A 23,902-nucleotide genomic window follows, 5' to 3' on the forward strand; every position below is an offset into this window, starting at 1 on the left:
CATGCCAGTCGTCAAAGTCAAACCCACTTCCGCCGGCCGCCGCGCCGTCGTGAAGGTGGTGCACCCGCACCTGCACAAGGGTGCTCCGGAAGCCTCGCTGCTGGAGCCGCAGAAGCAGAACGCCGGTCGCAACAACAACGGCCACATCACCACCCGGCACAAGGGCGGTGGTCACAAGCACCACTACCGCGTGGTCGACTTCAAGCGCAACAAGGACGGCATCCCGGCCAAGGTCGAGCGCATCGAGTACGACCCGAACCGTACGGCGCACATCGCGCTGGTGTGCTACGCCGATGGCGAGCGCCGCTACATCATCGCCCCGCGCGGTCTGGAAGTCGGTGCCACCATCCTGAGCGGCTCCGAGGCGCCGATCAAGGCGGGCAACACCCTGCCGATCCGCAACATCCCCGTGGGTTCGACCATCCACTGCATCGAGATGCTGCCGGGCAAGGGCGCCCAGATCGCCCGCTCGGCCGGCACGTCGGTGACGCTGATGGCCCGCGAAGGCACCTACGCGCAGGTTCGCCTGCGCTCGGGTGAAGTGCGCAAGATCCACATCGACTGCCGCGCCACCATCGGCGAGGTGTCGAACGAGGAGCACAACCTGCGCCAGTACGGCAAGGCCGGTGCGATCCGCTGGAAGGGCATCCGCCCGACCGTGCGTGGCGTCGCCATGAACCCGGTGGACCACCCGCACGGTGGCGGCGAAGGCCGCACCGGCGAGGGCCAGGCCCCGGTGTCGCCGTGGAACACGCTCACCAAGGGCTACCGCACGCGCAACAACAAGCGCACGCAGACGTTCATCGTCTCGCGTCGCAAGAAGTGAGGCCGTAAAACATGGCACGTTCACTCAAGAAGGGTCCCTTCGTGGACCACCACCTCCTGGCCAAGGCCGAAAAGGCCGTGACCACGAAGGACAAGAAGCCCATCAAGACCTGGTCGCGTCGCTCGACCATCCTGCCGGACTTCATCGGCCTGACCATTGCCGTGCACAACGGCAAGCAGCATGTGCCGGTGTATGTGACCGACCAGATGGTCGGCCACAAGCTCGGCGAGTTCGCCCTGACCCGCACCTTCAAGGGTCACCCGGCGGACAAGAAGGCCAAGAAGTAAAGGAACACGACGATGGAAACCAAAGCAGTCGTTCGTGGTGTCCGCCTGTCCGTCGACAAGGGCCGCCTGGTGGCGGACCTGGTGCGCGGCAAGAAGGTGGACCAGGCCCTGAACATCCTGACCTTCACGCAGAAGAAGGCTGCCGGCGTCGTCAAGAAGGCGCTGGAGTCCGCGATCGCGAACGCCGAGCACAACGACGGCGCCGACATCGACGAGCTGAAGATCACCTCGATCTACGTCGAGCAAGGCACCACGCTGAAGCGTTTCGCCGCCCGCGCCAAGGGCCGTGGCAACCGTATCAGCAAGGGTACCTGCCACATCTACGTGACCGTCGGGAACTGAGGAAGACATGGGACAGAAAATCCATCCGACCGGCTTCCGCCTGCCCGTCACGCGCGCCTGGGCGTCGCGCTGGTACGCGAACAGCCGCAACTTCGCCGGCATGCTGGCCGAAGACCTGCAGGTGCGTGACTACCTGAAGACGCGTCTGAAGAATGCCGCCGTCTCGCGCATCCTGATCGAGCGCCCCGCCAAGAACGCCCGCATCACCATCTTCTCGGCCCGTCCGGGCGTGGTGATCGGCAAGAAGGGCGAGGACATCGAGAACCTGAAGGCCGAACTGACCCGCCGCCTGGGCGTGCCGGTGGCAGTGAACATCGAAGAGATCCGCAAGCCGGAAATCGATGCCCAGCTGATCGCCGACTCCATCACCCAGCAGCTGGAAAAGCGCATCATGTTCCGCCGCGCCATGAAGCGCGCGATGCAGAACGCGATGCGCCTGGGCGCCCAGGGCATCAAGATCATGTCCGCCGGCCGCCTGAACGGCATCGAGATCGCACGCACCGAGTGGTACCGCGAGGGCCGCGTGCCCCTGCACACCCTGAAGGCGGACATCGACTACGGCTTCTCGGAAGCCAAGACCACCTACGGCGTCATCGGCGTCAAGGTCTGGGTCTACCGTGGTGACCGTCTGGGTGCAGGCGAGGCCCCCGTGGCCAAGCCCGAGGGCCAGGAAGAAGAGCGTCGTCCCCGTCGTCCGGCCCGTCCGGGCGCCCCCACCGGCCGCGGCCGGCCGGGCGGTGACCGTGGTGCGCCGCGTCTGGGTGCCGACAAGCCCGCCGAGGGCGGTGCGCCCGGCGCCCCCGGCGTCAAGCGCGTGCGCAAGGTCGCCGCGCCTGCCGGCGGCGAAGGCAAAGGAGAATAAGCATGCTGCAACCCGCACGTCGCAAGTTCCGCAAGGAACAGAAGGGCCGCAACACCGGCGTCGCCACCCGCGGTGCCAACGTGTCGTTCGGCGATTTCGGTCTGAAGGCCACCGAGCGCGGTCGCCTGACGGCCCGCCAGATCGAGGCTGCCCGCCGTGCCATCTCGCGCCACATCAAGCGCGGTGGCCGCATCTTCATCCGCATCTTCCCTGACAAGCCGATCTCCCAGAAGCCGGCCGAAGTGCGTATGGGTAACGGCAAGGGCAATCCCGAGTACTACGTGGCCGAGATCCAGCCCGGCAAGGTGCTGTACGAGATCAACGGCGTCCCCGAGGCGCTCGCCCGCGAGGCGTTCACCCTGGCTGCCGCCAAGCTGCCGCTGCGCTGCACCTTCGTGGCGCGCCAGATCGGCGCCTGATCCCGGCGCACGAGAAGGAAAGCAACATGAAAGCATCTGAACTGCGAGCCAAGGACGTGGCCGCGCTCGAGAAGGAGGTCACCGACCTCCTCAAGGCGCACTTCGGCCTGCGCATGCAAAAGGGCACCCAGCAGCTGGGCAACACCGCCCAGCTGGGCATGACCCGCCGCGACATCGCCCGCGCCAAGACCATCCTGGCCGAGAAGAAGAAGGGAGCCGCCAAGTGAGCGAAGCCCAGCAAGCGACGAAGAACACCCGCACCCTCATCGGCAAGATCGTCAGCGACAAGCGCGCCAAGACGGTCACCGTCCTGGTCGAGCGCCGCGCGGCGCACGAGCTGTACGGCAAGATCGTGGCGCGTTCGCGCAAGTACCACGCCCACGACGAGAAGGGCGAGTACCACATGGGCGACATGGTCGAGATCGCCGAGACGCGGCCTCTGTCCAAGACCAAGGCCTGGGTCGTGACCCGCCTGGTCGAGAAGGCCCGCCTGGTCTGACGCGACCCCTGGTGTGCACGCTCGCCGTGCGCGCCACCCGACGGCCGGACGCCTGCTGCAGGTGCCCGGCCGTTTCCCATTCTTGAACAGGAGACACCCATGATCCAGGTGGGCGACAAGCTGCCGGCTGGCAGCCTGAAGGAATTCATCGAGGTCGAGGGCGACGGCTGCTCGCTGGGCCCGAACACCTTCGACATCGGCCAGGCCACCCAGGGCAAGACCATCGCGCTGTTCGCGCTGCCTGGCGCCTTCACGCCGACCTGCTCGGCCAAGCATGTGCCCGGCTATGTCGAGCAGGCTCCCGCCTTGCGCGAGGCGGGCGTGGACGAGATCTGGTGCGTGTCGGTGAACGATGCCTTCGTGATGGGCGCGTGGGCGCGCGACCAGCGGACCGCCGGCGCTGTGCGCATGATGGCCGATGGCAGCGCCGACTTCACCCGCGCGGTGGGCCTGACACTCGACCTGGCGGCCCATGGCATGGGCCTGCGCTCACAGCGCTACTCCATGCTCGTCGTCGACGGTGTCGTGCGCACGCTCAACGTCGAGGCGCCGGGCAAGTTCGAGGTGAGCGACGCGGCCACGCTGCTCGCCCAGGCGAGGCAGCAGCGCAGCGCTTGACAGCGCATCGGGACATCCCCCATAATCCACCGCTTCGCCGGCTTTCGCCTCGCGCACTCGTTGCGGGGTGGCTGCCGGATCCGCCCAAACCTGTTGCCGAACGCCTGCCGTTCGGCAACTGACGGGCCCAAGACTGACCGACTCGCCGGCATCTCACGCCTGGCGTGACGGGCCAAGTTGGGGACACAAATGATCCAAATGCAATCGCGACTCGACGTCGCTGACAACACGGGCGCGAAGTCCGTCATGTGCATCAAGGTGCTGGGTGGTTCCAAGCGCCGGTATGCAGGCATTGGCGACATCATCAAGGTGTCGATCAAGGAAGCCGCGCCGCGTGGCCGCGTCAAGAAGGGCGAGGTCTACAACGCCGTGGTCGTGCGCACCGCCAAGGGCGTGCGCCGCCAGGATGGCTCGCTGCTGAAGTTCGACGGCAATGCCGCCGTCCTGCTGAACGCCAAGCTGGAGCCGATCGGCACCCGCATCTTCGGCCCGGTGACGCGCGAACTGCGTTCCGAGCGCTTCATGAAGATCGTCTCGCTGGCGCCGGAAGTGCTCTGACACGAGCGCCACGAGTAAAGGAAACGCGATGAACAAGATCCGCAAGGGTGACCAGGTCGTGGTGCTGACCGGCCGCGACAAGGGCAAGCGCGGCACCGTGGCCGAGCGCGTCGACGCCGATCACGTGATCGTCGAAGGCGTCAATGTCGCCAAGAAGCACGTCAAGCCGAACCCCATGAAGGGCACGACCGGCGGCGTGGTCGACAAGACGATGCCGATCCACCAGTCGAATGTCGCCATCTGGAACGCGGCCGCCGGCAAGGCCGACCGCGTCGGCATCAAGATCGGTGCCGATGGCAAGAAGGTCCGCGTCTTCAAGTCGAGCGGCGAAGAGATCAAGGCCTGAAGGAGCGCTTGAGCATGAGTCAACAGCAACAAGCCGCCGTCGTGGCGCGCCTGCAGGCCTACTACCAGGAAAAGGTGGTACCCGACCTGATGGCCAAGTTCGGCTACAAGTCGGTGATGGAAGTGCCTCGCCTGACGAAGATCACGCTGAACATGGGCGTGAGCGAGGCTGTGGCCGACAAGAAGGTCATGGACAACGCCGTCGGCGACCTGACCAAGATCGCCGGCCAAAAGCCCGTGGTCACCAAGTCGAAGAAGGCCATCGCCGGTTTCAAGATCCGTGACGGTGTGCCCATCGGCTGCATGGTCACCCTGCGCGGCGCGCGCATGTTCGAGTTCCTGGACCGCTTCGTCACCATCGCGCTGCCGCGCGTGCGCGACTTCCGTGGCATCTCGGGTCGCTCGTTCGATGGCCGCGGCAACTACAACATCGGCGTCAAGGAACAGATCATCTTCCCGGAAATCGAGTACGACAAGATCGACGCGATCCGTGGCATGAACATCTCCTTCACGACCACGGCGAAGACCGACGACGAGTGCAAGGCGCTGCTCGCGGCGTTCCGCTTCCCGTTCAAGAACTGAGGCGACCCATGGCAAAAATGTCCCTGAAGCAGCGCGAAGACAAGCGCGAGAAGCTGGTCGCCAAGTACGCGAAGAAGTACGCCGAACTGAAGGCCATCATCGACGACGCGAAGAAGTCGGAAGACGAGCGCTACGCCGCCCGTCTCGAGCTGCAGAAGCTGCCGCGCAACGCGAACCCCACCCGCCTGCGCAACCGCTGCGAGCTGACCGGCCGTCCCCGCGGCACGTTCCGCAAGTTCGGCCTGGCCCGCAACAAGATCCGCGAGCTCGCCTTCAAGGGCGACATCCCTGGCGTGATCAAGGCCAGCTGGTAATCGAGGCGACAAGGAGAACACACCATGAGCATGAGTGATCCCATCGCCGACATGCTGACCCGCATCCGCAACGCGCAGGCCGTCGAGAAGACCTCGGTGACCATGCCGTCGTCGAAGCTGAAGGTCGCCATCGCGCAGGTCCTGAAGGACGAGGGCTACATCGACGGTTTCGCCATCAAGGGCGAGGCCGGCAAAAACGAGCTGGAGATCGGCCTGAAGTACTACGCCGGCCGTCCCGTGATCGAGCGCATCGAGCGCGTGAGCCGCCCCGGCCTGCGCATCTACCGTGGCCGCGACGCCATCCCCCAGGTCATGAACGGTTTGGGCGTGGCGATCGTCACGACCCCCAAGGGTGTGATGACCGACCGCAAGGCGCGCGCTGCCGGTGTCGGCGGCGAAGTGCTGTGCTACGTGGCTTGACGCCAGCCTAAGGAAGGAATCGAGCAATGTCCCGCGTTGGAAAAATGCCGATCGCCGTCCCGCAGGGCGTGGACGTGAAGATCGCCGACGACCAGATCACGGTGAAGGGTGCCAACGGCACCCTCGTGCGCCCGGTGCACGCACTGGTGACGGTCAAGAATGAAACTGGCACGCTGTCGTTCGCTCCGGCGAACGACTCCGCCGAGGCCAACGCCATGAGCGGCACGATGCGTGCGCTGGTGGCGAACATGGTCAGCGGCGTCAGCAAGGGCTTCGAGAAGAAGCTGAACCTGGTCGGCGTGGGCTTCCGTGCCCAGGCCCAGGGCCAGAAGCTGAATCTGCAGATCGGGTTCTCGCACCCGGTCGTCAAGGAGATGCCCGCCGGCATCACCGTGACGACGGCGACCCCGACCGAGATCGTCATCAAGGGCGCTGACCGCCAGGTGGTGGGCCAGCTGGCTGCCGAAGTGCGTGCCTTCCGGCCGCCCGAGCCCTACAAGGGCAAGGGCATCCGGTACGCCGACGAGCGCGTGGTCCTCAAAGAGACCAAGAAGAAGTAAGGAGCGACACCATGCTGAACAAGAAGGAACAGCGCCTGCGTCGCTCGCGCCAGACTCGCGAGCGCATTGCCAAGCAGGGCGTCGCGCGCCTGACGGTCTTCCGTTCGAACCTGCACATCTACGCGTCGGTCATCTCCGAGGACGGCGCCCGCGTCGTGGCCTCGGCCTCGACCGCCGAGAAGGACCTGCGCGAGCAGCTGTCGGGCAACGGTGGCAATGCCGCCGCCGCGGCCCTGGTGGGCAAGCGCATCGCCGAGAAGGCGAAGGCCGCTGGCGTCGACAAGGTTGCGTTCGACCGCGCGGGTTTCGCGTACCACGGCCGCGTGAAGGCGCTGGCCGAGGCGGCCCGCGAAGCCGGCCTCCAGTTCTGACCCCGAGCGGCGAAGGAATATCCACATGGCAAAGTTTCAACCCCGCGTTCAGACCGAAGGCAACGACGACGGCCTGAAGGAAAAGATGATCGCGGTCAACCGCGTCACCAAGGTGGTCAAGGGTGGCCGCACGCTGAGCTTCGCCGCGCTGACCGTGGTCGGCGATGGCGATGGCCGCATCGGCATGGGCAAGGGCAAGGCCAAGGAAGTGCCGGTCTCCGTCCAGAAGGCCATGGAAGCGGCCCGCCGCAACATGGTCAAGGTGAGCCTGAAGAACGGCACGATCCACCATGTGGTGGAAGGCGAGCACGGCGCCGCGAAGGTGCTGATGGCGCCCGCGCCGGCCGGTACCGGCATCATCGCCGGCGGCCCGATGCGCGCTGTCTTCGAGGTGATGGGTGTGACCGACATCGTGGCCAAGAGCCACGGCTCGACCAACCCGTACAACATGGTCCGCGCCACGCTGGACGCGCTCAAGCGCTCCACGACGCCGGCCGAGGTGGCCGCCAAGCGCGGCAAGTCGGTTGAAGAGATCTTCAACTGATCGAAGGCCGAGGAGAACCCCGATGACGGACGCCAAGAAGACCCTGAAGGTCAAGCTGGTCCGCAGCCCGATCGGCTGCAAGGCCTCCCACCGTGACACGGTGCGTGGTCTGGGCCTGCGCAAGCTCAACAGCGAGCGCGTGCTGGAAGACACCCCGGCGGTGCGCGGCATGATCAACAAGATCGCCTACCTGGTGCAGGTGCTGTAAGGCGCCATCACCGCAGAGGAAGAGCAATGCAACTCAATTCCATCAAGCCGGCCGCCGGCGCCAAGCGCGCGCGCCGTCGTGTCGGTCGTGGCATCGGCTCCGGCCTGGGCAAGACGGCCGGTCGCGGCCACAAGGGCCAGAAGTCCCGCGCCGGTGGCTTCCACAAGGTCGGCTTCGAAGGCGGCCAGATGCCCCTGCATCGCCGTCTGCCCAAGCGCGGCTTCAAGTCGGCGCAGGCCAAGTACAACGCCGAGGTTACCCTGCACGAGCTGCAGGCCCTGGGCGCCGACGAAGTCGATCTCCTGACGCTGAAGCAGGCTGGCCTGGTGGGCGAGCTCGTCAAGCATGTCAAGGTGATCAAGTCGGGCGAGCTGAGCAAGAAGGTCACGCTCAAGGGCATCGGCGCCACCGCCGGCGCCAAGGCGGCGATCGAGGCGGCTGGCGGCTCGCTGGCCTGATCGGCGCGACCACTCGAAGGACACCCACCCTCGTGGCAACCTCCCCGAATCAGCTGGCCAAGTCGGGCAAGTTCGGCGACCTGCGTCGCCGGCTGATCTTCCTGCTGCTGGCGCTCGTGGTCTACCGCATCGGTGCGCACATTCCCGTGCCGGGCATCAACCCGCAGCAGCTGCAGGCCCTGTTCCAGGGCCAGCAGGGCGGCATCCTGAGCTTGTTCAACATGTTCTCGGGTGGCGCGCTGTCGCGGTTCACGGTCTTCGCGCTGGGGATCATGCCGTACATCTCGGCGTCGATCATCATGCAGCTGATGACCTACGTGGTGCCTACGCTGGAGGCGCTGAAGAAGGAGGGCGAGGCCGGCCGCCGCAAGATCACTCAGTACACGCGCTACGGCACGCTGGTGCTCGCGGTGTTCCAGTCGCTCGGCATCGCCCTGGCCCTGGAAGGCTCGGCGGGGCTGGTGATCGAGCCGGGCTTCGGCTTCCGCGTGACCGCGGTGGTCAGCCTGGTGGCCGGCACGATGTTCCTGATGTGGCTGGGTGAGCAGATCACCGAGCGCGGTCTGGGCAACGGCATCTCGATCCTGATCTTCGGCGGCATCGCGGCGGGGCTGCCGGGCGCCATCGGTGGCCTGTTTGAGCTGGTGCGCACGGGTGCCATGAGCATCTTCGCGTGCCTGGTGATCATCGTCCTGGTGGGTGCCGTCACCTATGCGGTGGTGTTCGTCGAGCGGGGGCAGCGCAAGATCCTGGTGAACTACGCCAAGCGTCAGGTCGGCAACAAGGTCTATGGTGGCCAGTCGTCGCACCTGCCGCTGAAGCTCAACATGTCGGGCGTGATCCCGCCGATCTTCGCGTCGTCGATCATCCTGCTGCCGGCCACCATCGTGGGCTGGTTCGCCACGGGTGACGGCCTGCGCTGGCTGAAGGACATCTCGTCGGCGTTGTCGCCGGGGCAGCCGATCTACGTGATGCTCTATGCCGCGATGATCGTCTTCTTCTGCTTCTTCTACACGGCGCTGGTGTTCAACAGCCGTGAGACGGCCGACAACCTGAAGAAGAGCGGTGCGTTCATCCCGGGCATCCGTCCGGGTGAGCAGACGGCCCGCCACATCGACAAGATCCTGTCCCGGTTGACGCTGGCGGGTGCGATCTACATCACGCTGGTGTGTCTGCTGCCCGAGTTCCTGGTGCTGAAGTACAGCGTGCCTTTCTACTTCGGTGGCACCAGCCTGTTGATCATCGTCGTCGTGACGATGGACTTCTGGGCCCAGGTGCAGTCTTACGTGATGAGTCAGCAGTACGAGTCTCTGCTGAAGAAGGCGAACTTCAAGGCAAGCTGACGCGCCGGCGGGCGTTGCCGCCGCACCACTGAAAATGGCGAAAGACGACGTCATCCAGATGCAGGGCGAGATCCTCGAGAACCTGCCCAACGCGACGTTCCGGGTGAAACTGGAAAACGGGCATGTGGTTCTCGGGCACATCTCCGGCAAGATGCGCATGCACTACATCCGCATCCTGCCCGGCGACCGGGTGACAGTTGAATTGACACCGTACGATTTGAGCCGCGCCAGGATTGTGTTCCGCGCGAAATAAATTCTTTGCCCTCGCGGGATCTCTCGCAGGGCGCCTCCAGGAGAAGACCATGAAAGTCTCGGCCTCGGTCAAGAAGATGTGCCGCAATTGCAAGATCATCCGTCGCCACGGCGTGGTGCGCGTGATCTGCACCGACCCCCGCCACAAGCAGCGTCAGGGTTGAGCCGGTCGGCCGGCTGACAGCGAATCGAAGGAAGCACAATGGCACGTATTGCTGGTATCAACATTCCGCCGCACAAGCACGCGGAAATTGGCCTGACGCACATCTACGGCATCGGCCGCACGACCGCGCAGAAGATCTGCGACGCGGTGGGCATCGCCTACTCGAAGAAGGTCAAGGACCTGACCGACGCCGACCTGGAGAAGATCCGGGAAGAAGTGGGCAAGATCACGATCGAGGGCGACCTGCGCCGCGAGATCTCCATGAACATCAAGCGACTGATGGACCTGGGCTGCTACCGCGGCTTCCGCCATCGTCGTGGCCTGCCGATGCGCGGTCAGCGCACCCGCACCAATGCCCGCACCCGCAAGGGCCCGCGCAAGGGCGCTGCCGCGCTGAAGAAGTAAGCGTCGCCCAGGACCCTAGGAAAGAGAACACCACATGGCCAAGTCCCCTGCCAACACCGCCGCGCGGCGTGTGAGCAAGAAGGTCCGCAAGAACATCGCGGACGGCATCGCCCACGTCCACGCCTCGTTCAACAACACGATCATCACGATCACCGACCGCCAGGGCGGCGCGCTGTCGTGGGCGTCGTCCGGCGGCCAGGGCTTCAAGGGCTCGCGCAAGTCGACGCCGTTCGCTGCGCAGGTGGCCGCCGAGATGGCCGGTCGTGCCGCGCAGGAACAGGGCATCAAGAACCTCGACGTGCGGATCAAGGGCCCCGGCCCCGGCCGCGAGTCGTCGGTGCGTGCGCTGGCTTCGCTGGGCATCCGGATCAACTCGATCTCGGACATCACCCCGATCCCGCACAACGGCTGCCGCCCGCAAAAGCGCCGCCGCATCTGAGCGCTGGCGGAGCCTGAGGGCTCTGCTACAATCGAGAGTTTCCCGAGTGCCGGCCGCGGAGTGCCTACCCGCGGCCGGTTTCGTCGTCACTCGGGGCGCGGTTCAAGGGGCCGCGAGGCACCTCCCTGCCAAGCCCACCGTCTGAGCGAATTCCACAACACCCGCCAGACTCGCGCGCCGACCGGCCCCGTGCCGGGTTTCTGGGCGCGTCAGCAACCACACTGAAAAGGACCCAACGTGGCACGTTACCTCGGCCCCAAGGCCAAGCTGTCCCGCCGTGAAGGCACCGACCTGTTCCTGAAGAGCGCCCGCCGCGCCATCAGCGACAAGGCCAAGTTCGACACCAAGCCCGGCCAGCACGGTCGCACCTCCGGCTCCCGCACGAGCGACTTCGGTCTGCAGCTGCGCGAGAAGCAGAAGGTCAAGCGCATGTACGGCGTCCTCGAGCGCCAGTTCCGCCGCTACTTCGCCGAAGCCGAGCGCCGCAAGGGCAACACCGGCGCGAACCTGCTGTTCCTGCTGGAAACCCGCCTGGACAACGTCGTGTATCGCATGGGCTTCGGCTCGACCCGCGCGGAAGCCCGCCAGCTGGTGTCGCACAAGGCCCTGACGGTCAACGGCCAGGTCGTGAACATCCCGTCGTACCAGGTCAAGCCGGGCGACGTGATCGCCATCCGCGACAAGGCCAAGAAGCAGCTGCGCGTCACCGAGTCGCTCAAGCTGGCCGAGTCCATCGGCATGCCGGCCTGGGTGGCGGTGGACGCCAGCAAGCTGGAAGGCACCTTCAAGAAGGTCCCTGACCGCGACGAGTTCGGCGCCGAGATCAACGAGTCGCTGATCGTCGAGTTGTACTCGCGCTGATGACGTCTGCCGGCGCGTGCGCCGCCCTCGTGGCGCACGTGGCCGAATCTGCCGCGGCATGCCGGATCCGCGGTGGTTCCTTCGCGCACCGGTGTGGTCCGTCAGCCTTATCGGTGTAACGAGCCGAGGGTATTGAGAGGAACAGGACTTACATGCAAACCAATCTGCTGAAACCCAAAGCCATCGTTGCGGAGCCGCTGGGCGGCCACCGCGCCAAGGTCACGCTGGAGCCGTTCGAGCGTGGTTACGGCCACACGCTGGGCAACGCGCTGCGCCGCGTGCTGCTGTCGTCGATGGTGGGTTACGCGCCGACGGAGGTCACCATCGCCGGCGTGCTGCATGAGTACTCGACGGTCGACGGCGTGGCCGAAGACGTCGTGCACATCATGCTGAACCTCAAGGGCGTGGTCTTCCGTCTGCACAACCGCGACGAGGTCACCCTGGTGCTGCGCAAGGAGGGCGAAGGCCCCGTCACGGCCGCCGACATCCAGACGCCGCACGACGTGGAGATCGTGAACCCTGAGCACGTCATCGCCAACCTGGCGCAAGGCGGCAAGCTCGACATGCAGATCAAGGTGGAGAAGGGCCGCGGCTACGTGCCGGGCAATCTGCGCCGCTACGGCGACGAGCCCACCAAGTCCATCGGCCGCATCGTGCTGGACGCGTCGTTCTCGCCGGTCAAGCGCGTCAGCTACGCGGTGGAGAACGCCCGCGTCGAGCAGCGCACGGACCTGGACAAGCTGGTCATGGAGATCGAGACCAACGGTGCGATCTCCCCCGAGGAAGCCATCCGCGCGTCGGCCAAGATCCTGGTGGAACAGCTGGCCGTGTTCGCACAGCTGGACGTGGGCGACATCGCCTCGTTCGGCGAGCCGGCCGCCAAGAGCTCCGCGGTGTTCGACCCGATCCTGCTGCGTCCGGTGGACGAGCTCGAGCTCACCGTGCGCTCGGCGAACTGCCTGAAGGCCGAGAACATCTACTACATCGGCGACCTGATCCAGCGCACGGAGACCGAGCTGCTCAAGACGCCGAACCTCGGCCGCAAGTCGCTCAACGAGATCAAGGAAGTGCTCGCCTCGCGTGGCCTCACGCTGGGCGCCCGCCTGGAGAACTGGCCGCCGCAAGGCCTGGACAAGCGCTGATTTTCAGCACCCGGCTGGCGAGTACGCCAGCCACCCTCCGAGAGGGCAGCCACCGGGCTTGGGGCGGCCCGGCGCCCAGTGGCTTCTCGGCAACGACGGTCGAACCCCGTTCGGCCGAACAGTGCAACCCTCAGTACCTGATTACGGCTGAGGTTCAATAAAGAAAGGAAAGCACCATGCGCCATCGCAACGGACTCCGCAAACTCAACCGCACCAGCGAACACCGCGCCGCCATGCTGCGCAACATGTGCGTGTCGCTGCTGCAGCACGAGGCCATCAAGACCACGGTCCCCAAGGCCAAGGAACTGCGCCGCGTCGTCGAGCCCCTCATCACGCTGGCCAAGGAGCCCACGGTGGCGAATCGCCGCCTGGCCTTCTCCCGCCTGCGCGACCGTGACATCGTCACCAAGCTGTTCAACGAGCTGGGCCCCCGGTACCAGACCCGTCCGGGCGGCTACACGCGCATCCTGAAGATGGGCTTCCGGGTGGGCGACAATGCCCCCATGGCCTATGTCGAGCTGGTCGACCGCCCTGACGTGGCGGCCGAGCAGCCCGCCGAAGCCGCGGCGGAGTGACCGCGGGAGGCCTGCAGACGCCAGGCCCCTTGCCACCCAGCCACGAAGGGCCAGCACTGCTGGCCCTTTTTTCTTGGGCGGCCCCGGCAGGGAACCCTGTCGCCAACGGACCTGTCTCACGAGCTCCATGACGCGCAACGCACTGTCCCGCCCCTTCGCCCTGCTGCTGGCGCTGCTGGCCCTGGTCTGTCTGCTGCTGGCGCCAGGCGCCGCGCGTGCGGACGAGTTCCTCGAGCCGGAGGTGGCCTTCCCGCTGCAGGCCCAGCCCGGCGGCCCCAAGGAAGTGCTGCTGCGCTTCAACACCGTTCCCGATTACTACCTCTATCGCGACAAGCTGCAGTTCACGAGCAGCGAGGCGCGGCTCGGCGAGCCGGTCGTTCCCCCCGGCAAGGTGAAGTACGACGAGAACTTCCAGAAGGACGTGGAGACCTTCCATGGTCCTGTGGAGGTGCGCGTGCCCGTGCTGGAGGCCCCCGCCGGTGGCTTCGTCATGCAGGTGGGCTCGCAAGGCTGCGCCGACGCGGGCCTGTGCTACCCGCCCATGACGCGCGACGTGCGCGTGTCGCTGGCCGGGTTTGGCGGGACCGGCACGGCCGAGGTGCTGGGCGCCGGCGGCGCCACGCCGGCCGCTACCCCGGCGCCGGCCACCGCCGATGGGGCCTCGCCGGCCGGCGCCCCGGTGGACGAGCAGGACCGCGTGCAGCAGGTGCTGCGCAGCGGCTCGTGGTGGGCCACCATCGGCGCCTTCTGGGTGATGGGCCTGCTGCTCGCCTTCACGCCCTGCGTGCTGCCCATGCTGCCCATCCTCTCGTCCATCCTCACCGGTGGCGCGGAGGTGTCGCGCCAGCGGGGCCTGCTGCTCGCGGGGTCGTACTCCCTGGGCATGGCGCTGGTGTACACCGCGCTCGGCGTGGCCGCGGGCCTGGCCGGCGAGGGCCTGGCCGCGGCCCTGCAGAAGCCGGCCGTACTGGCCGGTTTCGCGGCCTTGCTGGTGCTGTTCTCGCTGTCCATGTTCGACGTGTACGAGCTGCGTCTGCCCAGCGCCCTGGCCACCCGGCTCGACGGTGCTTCGCGCCGGCTGCCGGGCGGCCACCTGGCCGGTGTGTTCGTCATGGGTGGGGTGTCCGCCCTCATCGTCAGCCCGTGTGTCACCGCTCCCCTGGCGGGCGCGCTGCTCTTTCTGAGCCAGACGCGTGACGTGGCCCTGTCCGCGACGGCCTTGTTCGCCCTGGCGGCTGGCATGAGCGTGCCGCTGCTGCTGCTGGGTGCGTCCGCCGGGGCCTGGCTGCCCCGTTCGGGCAGCTGGATGCACGCCATCAAGCGCTTCTTCGGCCTGGTGCTGCTGGGCGTGGCCCTGTGGGTGGTGCAGCCCGTGCTGCCGCCCGCCATCGCGCTGGCGCTGTGGGGCGGCCTGCTGCTCATGGGGGGCTTCATGCTGCGGCCCTTCGACCCGCATCCCCACGCCGGCGCGCCGCGCGTGTGGCTGCAGCGCGCGGGCGGCGTGGCCGCGCTCGCCTGGGGGGTCATGATGATGGGCGGTGCCGCCTCCGGCGGGCGAGACCCGCTGCAACCGCTGGCCCACCTGGTGGGCAGTGCCCAGGCCGGCCCCGCGGCGGCCGCGTCCGGCGTGGTCTTCCGGCCCGTGCGCAGCGTGGCCGAGCTGGACGCGCTGGTGCGCGAGGCCGGCCGCCCGGTGATGCTGGACTTCTATGCCGACTGGTGCGTGAGCTGCAAGGAGATGGAGCGCTTCACCTTCAGCGACCCGGCCATCCAGGCCCGCCTCTCCCGCGCGCTGCTGCTCAAGGCCGACGTCACCGCCAACAACGACGACGACCGCGCCCTGCTCAAGCGCTTCCAGCTCTTCGGCCCGCCCGGCACCATCTTCTTCGACGCGCAGGGCCGCGAGATGGCCGACCCGCGGGTGATCGGCTTCCAGAACGCCGAGCGTTTCGGGCGCAGCCTGGACGCGGCAGGACTGTGAGACGGTCCGCGAGGATGGCGGAATCTCCCCTGCGCCCGGCCCACGGCCCGCAGGTGCGCATGGCGACCGCCTAACGGGTTATCAGCACGCCCTCTGCGGGCTCCACTCGGACGCCTAGCCGCCTCGTCAGGCAGCTTCCATCCCGTCACGCCATGCCGCGTCGGCACGGTCGCTTGCCCTGTTGCGTTCGGTGCATTGAGGGGTGGGAAACGTGCTTCTTCAGGGACCACGACGGCCCGCACCGCCCGGCCCATGACCGCGCGACACAGGCCGTGTCACGCGCGGTGTGGGCAGAGAGCTTGACGGGCAGAGAGACTGCGTGCTACAGTCTCATTCTTCAGTCGCGGGGTGGAGCAGTCTGGTAGCTCGTTGGGCTCATAACCCAAAGGTCGCAGGTTCAAATCCTGCCCCCGCAACCAAATTCCCGAGGCCCTCTCTGCCGTGTGCAGCGAGGGCCTTGTCGCTTTGGGGCGCCAGCCCGGCGGGCGGGCTTGCATCGCGGCCGTTCGCCCCCATGTGGCGCCGGGCGTGCGGGCATGCCTGCCCCACTACAATGCCGCGCCGCTTCGCCCCACCGCTGGCGAAGGCGTTTCACCCCCAAAGGAATTCGACGTGTTCATCTCCAATGCCTACGCCCAGAGCGCCGCGCCCGCCGCGGGCGGTGCCGCCAGCCTGATGCAGTTCCTGCCGCTGGTGCTGATGTTCGTGGTGCTGTACTTCATCATGATCCGGCCCCAGATGAAGCGGCAGAAGGAGCACCGCGCCATGATCGAGGCGCTGGCCAAGGGCGATGAGGTGGTCATCGGCGGCGGCATCATCGGCCGCGTCTCCAAGATCAGCGACAGCATGCTGCACGTGGAGGTCGCCAAGGACGTGGAGATCCAGGTGCAGCGCGCCTCGGTGGTGCAGGTGCTGCCCAAGGGCACCTACAAGTAAGCTGCCCCCGGGCCCGGGCCGACGCTGACGCCCGCGTGGTGCGCGGCGGCGAGCCCCCGGCCCCTTCCCGTCGCGCCGCGGCCCCTGCGGCGCCCGTCGACCGGCATGAAGGCCACGACATGAACCGATACCCCCTGTGGAAGTACCTGCTGCTGGCGTTCGCGCTGGTGGTGGGCCTCATCTATACGCTGCCCAATTTCTTCGGCGAGGCACCTGCGGTGCAGGTGTCCAGTGGCAAGGCCACGCTGAAGGTGGATGCGGCCCTGGTGCCGCGCGTGGAACAGGCCCTGCGCGAGGCGGGGGTGACGGCCGATTTCGTGCAGCTGGAAGGCACCTCGGTGAAGGCGCGCCTGCCGGACACCGACACGCAGATCAAGGCCAAGACGGCGCTGGACCGCGCGCTTAACACCGACCCGGCCGACCCCGCCTACATCGTGGCGCTGAACCTGGTGTCGCGCTCGCCGCAGTGGCTCACTTCGCTGCACGCACTGCCCATGTACCTGGGCCTGGACCTGCGCGGCGGTGTGCACTTCCTGATGCAGGTCGACATGAAGGCCGCGCTCACGAAGAAGGCCGAGTCGATGGCCAGCGATGCGCGCACCACGCTGCGTGACAAGAACATCCGACACGCGGGCATCACGCGCGAAGGCAACACGGTGGAGGTGCGCTTCCGCGACGCCGCCACGCGGGCGGCGGCCTTGCCGGTGCTGCTGGACACGCAGCCCGACGCCACCTGGGTGGAAGGGGCCGCCACGGGCGGCGAGCTGATGATCACCGGCACGCTCAAGCCCGAGTCCGTGCGCAAGGTGCAGGAGGCGGCGCTCAAGCAGAACATCACCACGCTGCACAACCGCGTGAACGAGCTGGGCACGGCCGAGCCGGTGATCCAGCAGCAGGGCCTGGACCGCGTGGTGGTGCAGCTGCCCGGCGTGCAGGACACCGCCCGCGCCAAGGACATCATCGGCCGCACCGCCACGCTGGAAGTGCGCATGGTGGACGATTCTCCCGAGGCCGCCGCGGCAGCGGCCGGCGGCGCGCCGGTGCCGTTCGGCACCGAGCGCTACGTGGAGCGTGGGGGCGGCCCCGTCATCGTGAAGCGCCAAGTGGTGCTCACGGGCGAGAACCTCACCGACGCACAAGCCGGCTTCGATGACCAGCAACAGCCGGCCGTCCACCTGACGCTCGACGCGAAGGGCGCGCGCATCTTCCGCGACGTGACGCGCGAGAGTATCGGCAAGCGCATGGCCATCCTGCTGTTCGAGAAGGGCAAGGGAGAGGTGGTCACCGCGCCCGTGATCCGCAGCGAGATCGGTGGCGGCCGCGTGCAGATCTCCGGCAGCATGACCACGCAGGAAGCCAACGACGTGGCGCTGCTGCTGCGCGCCGGCTCGCTGGCCGCACCGATGGAGATCATCGAGGAGCGCACCATCGGCCCCAGCCTGGGCGCCGACAACATCGCCAAGGGTTTCGCCAGCGTCACCTACGGCTTCGCGGCGATCGCCGTGTTCATGTGCGTGTACTACCTGCTGTTCGGCGTGTTCTCCACGCTGGCACTGGCCTTCAACCTGCTGATGCTCGTGGCCGTGCTGTCGATGATGCAGGCCACGCTCACGCTGCCCGGCATCGCGGCCATCGCGCTCACGCTGGGCATGGCGATCGACGCCAACGTGCTGATCAACGAGCGGGTGCGTGAGGAACTGCGTGCCGGCGCCTCGCCGCAGGCCGCCATCCACACCGGCTACGAACGCGCCTGGGCCACCATCCTCGACTCGAACATCACCACCCTGATCGCTGGCCTGGCGCTGCTGGCCTTCGGCTCGGGCCCGATCCGCGGCTTCGCGGTGGTGCACTGCCTGGGCATCCTCACCTCCATGTTCTCGGCCGTGGTGTTCTCGCGCGGGCTGGTGAACCTGTGGTACGGCCGCAAGAAGAAGCTGAAGTCGGTATCGATCGGCCAGGTGTGGCGCCCGGATGGCGCCACGCCCGCCACCACGCCCGCCACCACCGACGTGGCCGACAAGGCCTGACCCCGCGCTCAAGGACTCGTCATGGAATTCTTCCGGATCCGCCGCGACATCCCGTTCATGCGGCATGCGCTGGTGTTCAACATCATCTCCGCGGTCACGTTCCTGGCCGCGGTGTTCTTCCTCGTCACGCGCGGCCTGCACTTCTCGATCGAGTTCACGGGCGGCACCGTGCTCGAGGTGGAGTACGCGCAGACGGCCGACCTGGGCAAGGTGCGTCGCGTCGTCGAGGGCATGGACTTCGGCGAGGTGCAGGTGCAGAACTTCGGCACCTCGCACGACGTCATGATCCGCCTGCCGGTGCGCCGTGGCGACGCGCAGGGCGCGCAGTCCAAGGTGTCGGAGCAGGTGTTCACCGCGCTGTGCCAGGCCGAGCAGGGCACGCTGGCCCAGCGCCAGTACACCACCCCGCAGGGCGAGCAGATCAGCCGCACAGCCTGCGAGGCGGGGGGCGCCGAGCCCGTGAAGCTCTCGCGCACCGAGTTTGTCGGGCCCTCCGTGGGCGCCGAACTCGCCGAGGACGGGCTGAAGGCGCTGGCCTTCGTCGTCGTCGGCATCATGATCTACCTGGCGCTGCGCTTCGAGTGGAAGTTCTCGGTGGCCGCGATCATCGCCAACCTGCACGACGTGATCATCATCCTGGGCTTCTTCGCCTACTTCCAGTGGGAGTTCTCGCTCTCGGTGCTGGCGGCGGTGCTGGCGGTGCTGGGCTACTCGGTGAACGAGTCGGTGGTGATCTTCGACCGGATCCGCGAGGCGTTCCGCAAGTACCGCAAGATGAGCACCACGGAAGTGATCGACCATGCGATCACGTCCACGATGAGCCGCACGATCATCACGCACGGGTCCACGCAGATGATGGTGCTGGCCATGCTGCTGTTCGGCGGGCCCACGCTGCACTACTTTGCGGTGGCGCTCACCATCGGCATCCTGTTCGGCATCTACTCGTCGGTGTTCGTGGCCGCGGCCATCGCCATGTGGCTGGGCGTCAAGCGCGAGGACCTGGTGAAGGCGCCGCCGAAGGATGGCGCGAATCCGGGCGATCCGTCCGACCCCAACGCCGGGGCCGTGGTGTAGAGTCGTCGGCAGCACCGCAGCGACGCATACCCTGCCCCCCATGTCCGCCCCCTCGGCTTCGAACAGCCTGCTTCGGCAGGCCCGTACGTTCTATGCCGAGCGCCTGCTGAGGGAGTTCCCCGCCTGGCAGACGGCGGCGCTCGCGGGGGCGCAGGCGCTCAACGAGAAGCCGGCCGAGCGGCAGGTGGCGCAGCAGCGCCGCGACATGCTGCAGGAGCTCATGCAGCACGGCAACCGCTGGCCCGGCCGGCTGACCGAGCGCGTGCGCCGCCAAGCCATGGCGGATGCCACCCCGGCCCCCGAGCCGCCCGCCAGCGAATCCAGCGCCTTTGCGCTGACGCGCGCGGCCAGCCTCGACCTGGCCCTGGTGGACGACGACACCATCCAGCGCAAGATCGTTGTCTCGCGCCTCGCCCAGGGCCTGCTCGACAAGGGCGTGTGGGAGTTCAACGACCTGCGCGCCCGGCTGCTCAGCCTCACGGGGCAGCCGGAGCTGGCCGACGACGACCTCTTCCGCCCCCCCGTGCTGGCCGACCAGGTGGTGCAGGCCTGGACGGACGCCGGGCTGTCCCTCACGGCGTGGCGAGGCTTGGAAGAACTGCTGGTGAAGGCCTGCGCCGCACCCATCGAGGGCGTCTGGCGCGACATGAACAAGTGGCTGGTGGACCACGGCGTCATGCCCGAGGTCGACCTGCGCGGCGCGATCCGCCGCACCGAGGCGCGGTCCACCTCGCCGGGGCGGCTGGACGGCCCGGAGACGCCGGCCACGCGCGGCGGGAGCAGTTCCCGCTACGGCGAGGCGGGGCTGGAGAGCGGCCGGCCGGGCGGCAGTGGGGCGGACGCGGCCGGTGGCCACAGCACGGGGTTCGGTGCCGGCGGCGCCATGGCGGCGGGCGGCGGCAGCGGCTGGTCGCGCAGCGGCTACGCCGGTGGCGGCTACGCGGGCGGCTCGCCTGGCGCGGGGTCGGGCGACGCGGCCGAGCGCCGCCCGGCAGGCCACGGCGTCGCGGCGGCCAATGGCGCGGGCGGGGGGGCGTCGGGCTCTGCCTCGTCGGCCGGCCCATCCGGTGCCTACGCCGACGCCCAGGCGAATGGCACGGGGCACCCGCCGATTCCCGGGGCGCCGGGCCTGCGCCCGCCGCAAAGCATCCTGCACGGCAGCGCGATCGACGAGGAAACGCGCATGCTCACGCGGCCGGCGGCCGGCAGCGCGGCGCGCGCGGACATCGTGCTTGAGCATTTCTCGGAGGTCATGGAGCGCCACCTGCCGGGCTTCCGCGACACGTCGAACGCGCGGCCGCCGTCGGCCCGGCTGTCGGACGCCATGGCCAAGGCGCAGCAGCGCCTGGTGGAGCAGGCCGGCGGGCCGGCGGGCGATGGTGCCCTGGCCGGTGGCGCCGAGGGCGCCGTGCCCACGCCCTCGCGTCTGCTGCACGAGCTGCGCGAGCGCCAGGTGGCGCTCAAGCAAGCGGCCAGCACCCCGGCCGAACGCGCCACGGTGGAACTGGTGGCGCTGCTGTTCCAGGCCATCCTCACCGAGGAGCGCATTCCCGCCCAGCTGCGCGTGTGGTTCGCGCGGCTGCAGATGCCGGTGCTGCGCGTGGCCATTGCCGAGCCCGATTTCTTCTCCGCCGCCGACCACCCCGCGCGCCGCCTGATCGACCGCATGGGCGCCTGCGTGATGGGCTTCGAGGGCGGCTCGGAGGTGGTGGGCACGCCGCTGGAGGCCGAGATCAAGCGCGTGGTGCAGGTGGTCGAGGCCTTTCCCGACACCGGCCGCCGGGTCTTCCAGACGGTGCTCAACGAGTTCGAGCGCTTCCTCGAGGGCTACTTCCGCGACCAGAACGAGAAGAGCCGCACCGGCGTCTCGCTGGCGCAGCAGGTGGAGCAGCGCGAGACGCTGGCCATCCAGTACACCATCGAGCTGCGCAAGCTGCTGGGCAACGTGCCGGTGCACGAGGCGGTGCGCGATTTCATGTTCCGCGTCTGGGCTGACGTGCTGGCCACCGCGGCCGTGCGCCACGGTCCGCAGAGCCCCGAGGTGAAGGCCGTGCGCACGGCGGCCACGGAGCTGCTGTGGGCGGCCAGCGCCAAGACCTCCCGCGAGGAGCGCACGGACGCCCTGCGCCGCGTGCCGCCGCTGCTCACCGGCCTGCGCCAGGGCATGGCGTCGGTGGGGCTCGCGGCGGCGCGCCAGGATGAGTCCATCCAGGCCATCGGCCAGGCCGTCACCGCGGCCTTCAGTGCCCGGGCCACGGCCATCGCGCCCGACGCCCTGGAGCAGCTCAAGCAGCGCCTGGAGATGATCGAGGAGCTGCTGCCCGACGACGACGAGGACGTCGAGATCGACGAGAGCTGGGTGCTCGACAGCAGCCAGCACCAGCACGAGGGGCTGGAGATCGTGGCCGACGGCGGCTCCATGCCGGGGCCGGCCATGTTGCAATGGGCGGCCGAGCTGCAGCTCGGCGCCGCCTTCATGCTGGACCTGCGCGGCCGTCAGCAGGCCGTGCGCCTGGTCTGGCAGGGCATGAACCGGCAGCTGTCGCTGTTCAGCGCCACCGATGGCCGCTGCGTGCTGTTCCAGAAGTCGCGGCTGGCGGCGTTCCTGCAGGCGGGTCTGCTCGTGCCGCTGCAGGACGAATCACTCACCATCGCCGCCACGCGCAGCGCGATCGAGAAGATCAAGGCCGACCCCGAGCGGCTGATGGCCTGAGGGGCTCGGCGCAGGCGGGCGCCTCGCGCCGGGGCGCCAGGCTCAGTGGATGAGTCGGTCCTCGGGGGCGACGAACAGCTCGTCGAGAATGAGCGCGTCGGGCTCCTCGCCCAGGCTCCAGAAGACCATCAGCACGATGACCTTGAGGTCCTCCACCGGCAGGGGGCCGCTGCCCACCGCCGTGGCGCGGTCGACCACCATCTCGCGCAGCGGTGCGGTGAGCACGCCGGCGGATTCGAGAAAGCTGATGAACCCGATGGACGCTTCGCCGAGCAGCTCCTGCTCTTCGGCCGTGTAGACGCGCACGGCGCCGGCCGAGGGGGCCGCGGCAGTGCCGTCGGGGCGCAGTTCGTCCGTGCGCAGTGCCAGGCCGTCGAGCCAGTGCAGCGCTTCTTCGATTTCGTCCGATTCGAAGCCGACGGCGGACAACTTCCGGCTCAGCTGTGCATGGTCCGGGCAGGCGTCGGGGCGCCAGTAGTTCTCGTACAGGTAGACCAGGACATCGAACATGGAACCCACTATAACCGAGCCCCTCCGAGCGGGTCTGCGGCATTTGGCGGGCTTCTGCGGAGGTCTTTCGGCGCTTCTTTCGGCGCTGGTCAGGCGGCGCCGGTGCGCTGGAAGAGCCCCCCTGGCAGGCGGCCTACACGGCCCTGCAACTCCAGCTCGAGCAGGCGCGCCTGCAGCTCGCCGGCCGGCCATCCCGTGCGTGCTGCCAGCGCGTCCAGCGTGGCCGGATCGTGGCCCAGCGCGGCCAGCAGGGCGTCGCCGGGAGCGGGTGGGGCAGGCGGCGGTGGGGCCGCGGGTGTCGCCGCGCGCGCCGCACCGGCGGTGGGTGCCCGCACCGCGGCGGGGAGCTCCTGCAGGATGTCGTCGGCCGTCTCCACCAGCTTGGCCCCTTGCTTGATGAGCAGGTGGCAGCCGCGCGCCTGCGGGCTGTGGATGGAGCCGGGGATGGCGAACACCTCCCGCCCGCACTCGGCCGCCAGGCGGGCCGTGATCAATGACCCGGACTGCACGGCCGCTTCCACCACCAGGGTGCCAAGCGAGATGCCCGCAATGAGGCGGTTGCGCCGGGGGAAGTTCTCGCGCAGCGGCGGTGTGCCAAGTGGGTACTCGCTGACGAGAACCCCGTGCCCTGCTGCCATTCGGTGTGCCAGCGCATGGTGGCGGGAGGGGTAGACGCGGTCCAGGCCGGTGCCGACCACGGCCACCGTGCCGCCGCCAGACGCAGCGCCCATGGCGGCGCCCGCCAACGCGCCGTCGTGGGCGGCGCCGTCGATGCCCAACGCCAGCCCGGACACGATCACCAGACCCGCGCTGCTGAGGTGCTGGGCGAAGGCGCGGGCGTTCTCCAGGCCGGCGGGCGTGGCGTGGCGGCTGCCTACGATGGCGACGGACGGCCGCGCCAGGCGCGAAACATCGCCGTGGGCGTACAGCAGCAGGGGCGGGTCTGCTGTCTGCAGCAGGCCGGCCGGGTAGGCGTCGTCACCGAGGGTAATGACGTGGCGGCGTCCCGTCTCGGCGGCCAGCCAGCCCTGCAAGGCGGCCCCCAGGGCGTCGTGGTCGAGTGCCGGGGTGGCGAGCGCCTGGGCGGCTTCGGTGCCGCCCACTTCGCGCCAGCCGCCGGCACCGGCATCCAGCACGGCCGTGGCCGAGCCGTAGGCGGCGAGCAGCCGGCGCGCGGCCGCGCGCGTGAGGCCGGGAGAATGCGCCAGCCGCAACCAGGCGAGCAGCTCGCCGTCGGCCGGCGTCCCGGGTGGATCCACGCGCCGGGC

General features: G+C 68.3%; 33 protein-coding genes and 1 tRNA gene. 32 read left to right on the forward strand and 2 right to left on the reverse strand.

Annotated elements, in window-relative coordinates; translation table 11 throughout:
- Position 1: 1 nt before the first annotated feature.
- From rplB to ACE3UN_RS06200, 32 genes are all read left to right on the forward strand, one after another.
- Positions 2-826, forward strand: a complete 825-nt coding sequence (rplB, locus tag ACE3UN_RS06045; protein ID WP_374674017.1) for a 50S ribosomal protein L2 — start codon at positions 2-4, stop codon at positions 824-826.
- An 11-nt stretch (positions 827-837) separates the two neighbouring features.
- Positions 838-1,113 carry a 30S ribosomal protein S19 gene (gene rpsS / locus ACE3UN_RS06050; protein ID WP_341426758.1) on the forward strand — a complete coding sequence of 92 codons (276 nt, stop codon included), beginning with the start codon at positions 838-840 and terminating at the stop codon, positions 1,111-1,113.
- A gap of 12 nt (positions 1,114-1,125) precedes the next feature.
- Positions 1,126-1,455, forward strand: a complete 330-nt coding sequence (gene rplV / locus ACE3UN_RS06055) for a 50S ribosomal protein L22 (RefSeq protein WP_374674018.1) — start codon at positions 1,126-1,128, stop codon at positions 1,453-1,455.
- A gap of 7 nt (positions 1,456-1,462) precedes the next feature.
- Complete coding sequence (rpsC, locus tag ACE3UN_RS06060) at positions 1,463-2,317, forward strand: 30S ribosomal protein S3 (protein WP_374674019.1); 855 nt, start codon at positions 1,463-1,465, stop codon at positions 2,315-2,317.
- Positions 2,318-2,319: 2 nt separating this feature from the next.
- On the forward strand, positions 2,320-2,736 hold the full coding sequence (gene rplP, locus ACE3UN_RS06065) for a 50S ribosomal protein L16 (protein ID WP_374674020.1): 417 nt from the start codon (positions 2,320-2,322) through the stop codon (positions 2,734-2,736).
- A gap of 26 nt (positions 2,737-2,762) precedes the next feature.
- A complete protein-coding gene (gene rpmC / locus ACE3UN_RS06070; protein WP_374674021.1) occupies positions 2,763-2,963 on the forward strand; it encodes a 50S ribosomal protein L29 in 201 nt (66 codons plus the stop codon).
- Positions 2,960-3,235 carry a 30S ribosomal protein S17 gene (gene rpsQ / locus ACE3UN_RS06075; RefSeq protein WP_374674022.1) on the forward strand — a complete coding sequence of 92 codons (276 nt, stop codon included), beginning with the start codon at positions 2,960-2,962 and terminating at the stop codon, positions 3,233-3,235. The genes rpmC and rpsQ overlap by 4 nt, the downstream gene beginning before the upstream one ends.
- 99 nt (positions 3,236-3,334) lie before the next feature.
- Positions 3,335-3,853 carry a peroxiredoxin gene (locus ACE3UN_RS06080; RefSeq protein WP_374674023.1) on the forward strand — a complete coding sequence of 173 codons (519 nt, stop codon included), beginning with the start codon at positions 3,335-3,337 and terminating at the stop codon, positions 3,851-3,853.
- Between the two features lie 189 nt (positions 3,854-4,042).
- Entirely contained in the window at positions 4,043-4,411 is a 369-nt protein-coding gene (gene rplN / locus ACE3UN_RS06085; RefSeq protein WP_374674024.1) for a 50S ribosomal protein L14, read from the forward strand.
- A 28-nt stretch (positions 4,412-4,439) separates the two neighbouring features.
- Positions 4,440-4,757, forward strand: a complete 318-nt coding sequence (gene rplX / locus ACE3UN_RS06090) for a 50S ribosomal protein L24 (RefSeq protein ID WP_374674025.1) — start codon at positions 4,440-4,442, stop codon at positions 4,755-4,757.
- Positions 4,758-4,798: 41 nt separating this feature from the next.
- A complete protein-coding gene (gene rplE / locus ACE3UN_RS06095; RefSeq protein ID WP_374674147.1) occupies positions 4,799-5,338 on the forward strand; it encodes a 50S ribosomal protein L5 in 540 nt (179 codons plus the stop codon).
- Positions 5,339-5,346: 8 nt separating this feature from the next.
- The gene (rpsN, locus tag ACE3UN_RS06100) at positions 5,347-5,652 is read left to right on the forward strand and encodes a 30S ribosomal protein S14 (RefSeq protein WP_374674026.1); all 306 of its coding nucleotides are present in this window, start codon (positions 5,347-5,349) and stop codon (positions 5,650-5,652) included.
- 24 nt (positions 5,653-5,676) lie between these two features.
- Complete coding sequence (gene rpsH / locus ACE3UN_RS06105; protein ID WP_374674027.1) at positions 5,677-6,072, forward strand: 30S ribosomal protein S8; 396 nt, start codon at positions 5,677-5,679, stop codon at positions 6,070-6,072.
- Between the two features lie 26 nt (positions 6,073-6,098).
- Positions 6,099-6,632: a 50S ribosomal protein L6 gene (rplF, locus tag ACE3UN_RS06110; RefSeq protein ID WP_374674028.1), complete on the forward strand. Its 534-nt coding sequence runs from the start codon at positions 6,099-6,101 to the stop codon at positions 6,630-6,632.
- An 11-nt stretch (positions 6,633-6,643) separates the two neighbouring features.
- On the forward strand, positions 6,644-7,003 hold the full coding sequence (gene rplR, locus ACE3UN_RS06115) for a 50S ribosomal protein L18 (RefSeq protein WP_374674029.1): 360 nt from the start codon (positions 6,644-6,646) through the stop codon (positions 7,001-7,003).
- Between the two features lie 25 nt (positions 7,004-7,028).
- Positions 7,029-7,547, forward strand: coding sequence for a 30S ribosomal protein S5 (gene rpsE / locus ACE3UN_RS06120; RefSeq protein ID WP_374674030.1), 519 nt, complete (start codon positions 7,029-7,031; stop codon positions 7,545-7,547).
- Positions 7,548-7,569: 22 nt separating this feature from the next.
- On the forward strand, positions 7,570-7,755 hold the full coding sequence (gene rpmD / locus ACE3UN_RS06125) for a 50S ribosomal protein L30 (RefSeq protein WP_324157748.1): 186 nt from the start codon (positions 7,570-7,572) through the stop codon (positions 7,753-7,755).
- A gap of 26 nt (positions 7,756-7,781) precedes the next feature.
- Positions 7,782-8,213 (forward strand): 50S ribosomal protein L15, encoded by a 432-nt coding sequence (gene rplO, locus ACE3UN_RS06130; protein WP_374674031.1) that lies wholly within the window; start codon positions 7,782-7,784, stop codon positions 8,211-8,213.
- 32 nt (positions 8,214-8,245) lie between these two features.
- Positions 8,246-9,556 (forward strand): preprotein translocase subunit SecY, encoded by a 1,311-nt coding sequence (secY, locus tag ACE3UN_RS06135; protein ID WP_374674032.1) that lies wholly within the window; start codon positions 8,246-8,248, stop codon positions 9,554-9,556.
- Between the two features lie 34 nt (positions 9,557-9,590).
- A complete protein-coding gene (gene infA / locus ACE3UN_RS06140; RefSeq protein ID WP_089416251.1) occupies positions 9,591-9,809 on the forward strand; it encodes a translation initiation factor IF-1 in 219 nt (72 codons plus the stop codon).
- A 49-nt stretch (positions 9,810-9,858) separates the two neighbouring features.
- On the forward strand, positions 9,859-9,972 hold the full coding sequence (gene rpmJ, locus ACE3UN_RS06145; RefSeq protein WP_182665043.1) for a 50S ribosomal protein L36: 114 nt from the start codon (positions 9,859-9,861) through the stop codon (positions 9,970-9,972).
- Between the two features lie 38 nt (positions 9,973-10,010).
- Positions 10,011-10,376, forward strand: a complete 366-nt coding sequence (gene rpsM / locus ACE3UN_RS06150; protein WP_374674033.1) for a 30S ribosomal protein S13 — start codon at positions 10,011-10,013, stop codon at positions 10,374-10,376.
- Positions 10,377-10,410: 34 nt separating this feature from the next.
- Positions 10,411-10,815 (forward strand): 30S ribosomal protein S11, encoded by a 405-nt coding sequence (gene rpsK, locus ACE3UN_RS06155; RefSeq protein WP_374674034.1) that lies wholly within the window; start codon positions 10,411-10,413, stop codon positions 10,813-10,815.
- Between the two features lie 237 nt (positions 10,816-11,052).
- Positions 11,053-11,676: a 30S ribosomal protein S4 gene (gene rpsD, locus ACE3UN_RS06160; RefSeq protein WP_374674035.1), complete on the forward strand. Its 624-nt coding sequence runs from the start codon at positions 11,053-11,055 to the stop codon at positions 11,674-11,676.
- Between the two features lie 152 nt (positions 11,677-11,828).
- Complete coding sequence (locus ACE3UN_RS06165) at positions 11,829-12,818, forward strand: DNA-directed RNA polymerase subunit alpha (protein ID WP_374674036.1); 990 nt, start codon at positions 11,829-11,831, stop codon at positions 12,816-12,818.
- A 176-nt stretch (positions 12,819-12,994) separates the two neighbouring features.
- The gene (rplQ, locus tag ACE3UN_RS06170; RefSeq protein WP_374674037.1) at positions 12,995-13,393 is read left to right on the forward strand and encodes a 50S ribosomal protein L17; all 399 of its coding nucleotides are present in this window, start codon (positions 12,995-12,997) and stop codon (positions 13,391-13,393) included.
- A gap of 127 nt (positions 13,394-13,520) precedes the next feature.
- The gene (gene dsbD, locus ACE3UN_RS06175) at positions 13,521-15,374 is read left to right on the forward strand and encodes a protein-disulfide reductase DsbD (RefSeq protein WP_374674038.1); all 1,854 of its coding nucleotides are present in this window, start codon (positions 13,521-13,523) and stop codon (positions 15,372-15,374) included.
- Positions 15,375-15,716: 342 nt separating this feature from the next.
- Positions 15,717-15,793, forward strand: a tRNA-Met gene (locus tag ACE3UN_RS06180).
- 193 nt (positions 15,794-15,986) lie between these two features.
- Positions 15,987-16,310, forward strand: coding sequence for a preprotein translocase subunit YajC (yajC, locus tag ACE3UN_RS06185; RefSeq protein ID WP_374674039.1), 324 nt, complete (start codon positions 15,987-15,989; stop codon positions 16,308-16,310).
- A 119-nt stretch (positions 16,311-16,429) separates the two neighbouring features.
- Positions 16,430-18,337, forward strand: a complete 1,908-nt coding sequence (gene secD, locus ACE3UN_RS06190) for a protein translocase subunit SecD (protein ID WP_374674040.1) — start codon at positions 16,430-16,432, stop codon at positions 18,335-18,337.
- A 21-nt stretch (positions 18,338-18,358) separates the two neighbouring features.
- Positions 18,359-19,411, forward strand: coding sequence for a protein translocase subunit SecF (gene secF, locus ACE3UN_RS06195; protein WP_374674041.1), 1,053 nt, complete (start codon positions 18,359-18,361; stop codon positions 19,409-19,411).
- A 40-nt stretch (positions 19,412-19,451) separates the two neighbouring features.
- The gene (locus tag ACE3UN_RS06200; RefSeq protein ID WP_374674042.1) at positions 19,452-22,124 is read left to right on the forward strand and encodes a DUF1631 family protein; all 2,673 of its coding nucleotides are present in this window, start codon (positions 19,452-19,454) and stop codon (positions 22,122-22,124) included.
- A 42-nt stretch (positions 22,125-22,166) separates the two neighbouring features.
- On the opposite strand, the gene ACE3UN_RS06205 is transcribed toward ACE3UN_RS06200, so the two are convergent.
- The gene (locus tag ACE3UN_RS06205; RefSeq protein WP_374674043.1) at positions 22,167-22,634 is read right to left on the reverse strand and encodes a DUF494 family protein; all 468 of its coding nucleotides are present in this window, start codon (positions 22,632-22,634) and stop codon (positions 22,167-22,169) included.
- Positions 22,635-22,723: 89 nt separating this feature from the next.
- Positions 22,724-23,893, reverse strand: coding sequence for a DNA-processing protein DprA (gene dprA, locus ACE3UN_RS06210; RefSeq protein ID WP_374674044.1), 1,170 nt, complete (start codon positions 23,891-23,893; stop codon positions 22,724-22,726).
- Between the last annotated feature and the right edge of the window lie 9 nt (positions 23,894-23,902).

This window comes from Ideonella sp. (genome assembly GCF_041918995.1).
Lineage (GTDB): Bacteria > Pseudomonadota > Gammaproteobacteria > Burkholderiales > Burkholderiaceae_C > Ideonella.

Bases quoted from the DNA above. Each gene is read 5' to 3' on its own strand.
- rpsN (WP_374674026.1), top strand. From the start codon at position 5,347: ATGGCAAAAATGTCCCTGAAGCAGCGCGAAGACAAGCGCGAGAAGCTG.
- rpsK (WP_374674034.1), top strand. From the start codon at position 10,411: ATGGCCAAGTCCCCTGCCAACACCGCCGCGCGGCGTGTGAGCAAGAAG.
- rpsE (WP_374674030.1), top strand. From the start codon at position 7,029: ATGGCAAAGTTTCAACCCCGCGTTCAGACCGAAGGCAACGACGACGGC.
- ACE3UN_RS06205 (WP_374674043.1), bottom strand. From the start codon at position 22,634: ATGTTCGATGTCCTGGTCTACCTGTACGAGAACTACTGGCGCCCCGAC.
- rpmD (WP_324157748.1), top strand. From the start codon at position 7,570: ATGACGGACGCCAAGAAGACCCTGAAGGTCAAGCTGGTCCGCAGCCCG.
- ACE3UN_RS06165 (WP_374674036.1), top strand. From the start codon at position 11,829: ATGCAAACCAATCTGCTGAAACCCAAAGCCATCGTTGCGGAGCCGCTG.
- rplO (WP_374674031.1), top strand. From the start codon at position 7,782: ATGCAACTCAATTCCATCAAGCCGGCCGCCGGCGCCAAGCGCGCGCGC.
- rplX (WP_374674025.1), top strand. From the start codon at position 4,440: ATGAACAAGATCCGCAAGGGTGACCAGGTCGTGGTGCTGACCGGCCGC.
- rplP (WP_374674020.1), top strand. From the start codon at position 2,320: ATGCTGCAACCCGCACGTCGCAAGTTCCGCAAGGAACAGAAGGGCCGC.
- rplN (WP_374674024.1), top strand. From the start codon at position 4,043: ATGATCCAAATGCAATCGCGACTCGACGTCGCTGACAACACGGGCGCG.
- rplR (WP_374674029.1), top strand. From the start codon at position 6,644: ATGCTGAACAAGAAGGAACAGCGCCTGCGTCGCTCGCGCCAGACTCGC.
- rpsH (WP_374674027.1), top strand. From the start codon at position 5,677: ATGAGCATGAGTGATCCCATCGCCGACATGCTGACCCGCATCCGCAAC.
- rplB (WP_374674017.1), top strand. From the start codon at position 2: ATGCCAGTCGTCAAAGTCAAACCCACTTCCGCCGGCCGCCGCGCCGTC.
- ACE3UN_RS06200 (WP_374674042.1), top strand. From the start codon at position 19,452: ATGTCCGCCCCCTCGGCTTCGAACAGCCTGCTTCGGCAGGCCCGTACG.
- rplF (WP_374674028.1), top strand. From the start codon at position 6,099: ATGTCCCGCGTTGGAAAAATGCCGATCGCCGTCCCGCAGGGCGTGGAC.
- ACE3UN_RS06080 (WP_374674023.1), top strand. From the start codon at position 3,335: ATGATCCAGGTGGGCGACAAGCTGCCGGCTGGCAGCCTGAAGGAATTC.
- rpsS (WP_341426758.1), top strand. From the start codon at position 838: ATGGCACGTTCACTCAAGAAGGGTCCCTTCGTGGACCACCACCTCCTG.
- dsbD (WP_374674038.1), top strand. From the start codon at position 13,521: ATGACGCGCAACGCACTGTCCCGCCCCTTCGCCCTGCTGCTGGCGCTG.
- rpmJ (WP_182665043.1), top strand. From the start codon at position 9,859: ATGAAAGTCTCGGCCTCGGTCAAGAAGATGTGCCGCAATTGCAAGATC.
- secD (WP_374674040.1), top strand. From the start codon at position 16,430: ATGAACCGATACCCCCTGTGGAAGTACCTGCTGCTGGCGTTCGCGCTG.
- secF (WP_374674041.1), top strand. From the start codon at position 18,359: ATGGAATTCTTCCGGATCCGCCGCGACATCCCGTTCATGCGGCATGCG.
- rpsM (WP_374674033.1), top strand. From the start codon at position 10,011: ATGGCACGTATTGCTGGTATCAACATTCCGCCGCACAAGCACGCGGAA.
- rpmC (WP_374674021.1), top strand. From the start codon at position 2,763: ATGAAAGCATCTGAACTGCGAGCCAAGGACGTGGCCGCGCTCGAGAAG.
- infA (WP_089416251.1), top strand. From the start codon at position 9,591: ATGGCGAAAGACGACGTCATCCAGATGCAGGGCGAGATCCTCGAGAAC.
- rplQ (WP_374674037.1), top strand. From the start codon at position 12,995: ATGCGCCATCGCAACGGACTCCGCAAACTCAACCGCACCAGCGAACAC.
- rplV (WP_374674018.1), top strand. From the start codon at position 1,126: ATGGAAACCAAAGCAGTCGTTCGTGGTGTCCGCCTGTCCGTCGACAAG.
- rpsC (WP_374674019.1), top strand. From the start codon at position 1,463: ATGGGACAGAAAATCCATCCGACCGGCTTCCGCCTGCCCGTCACGCGC.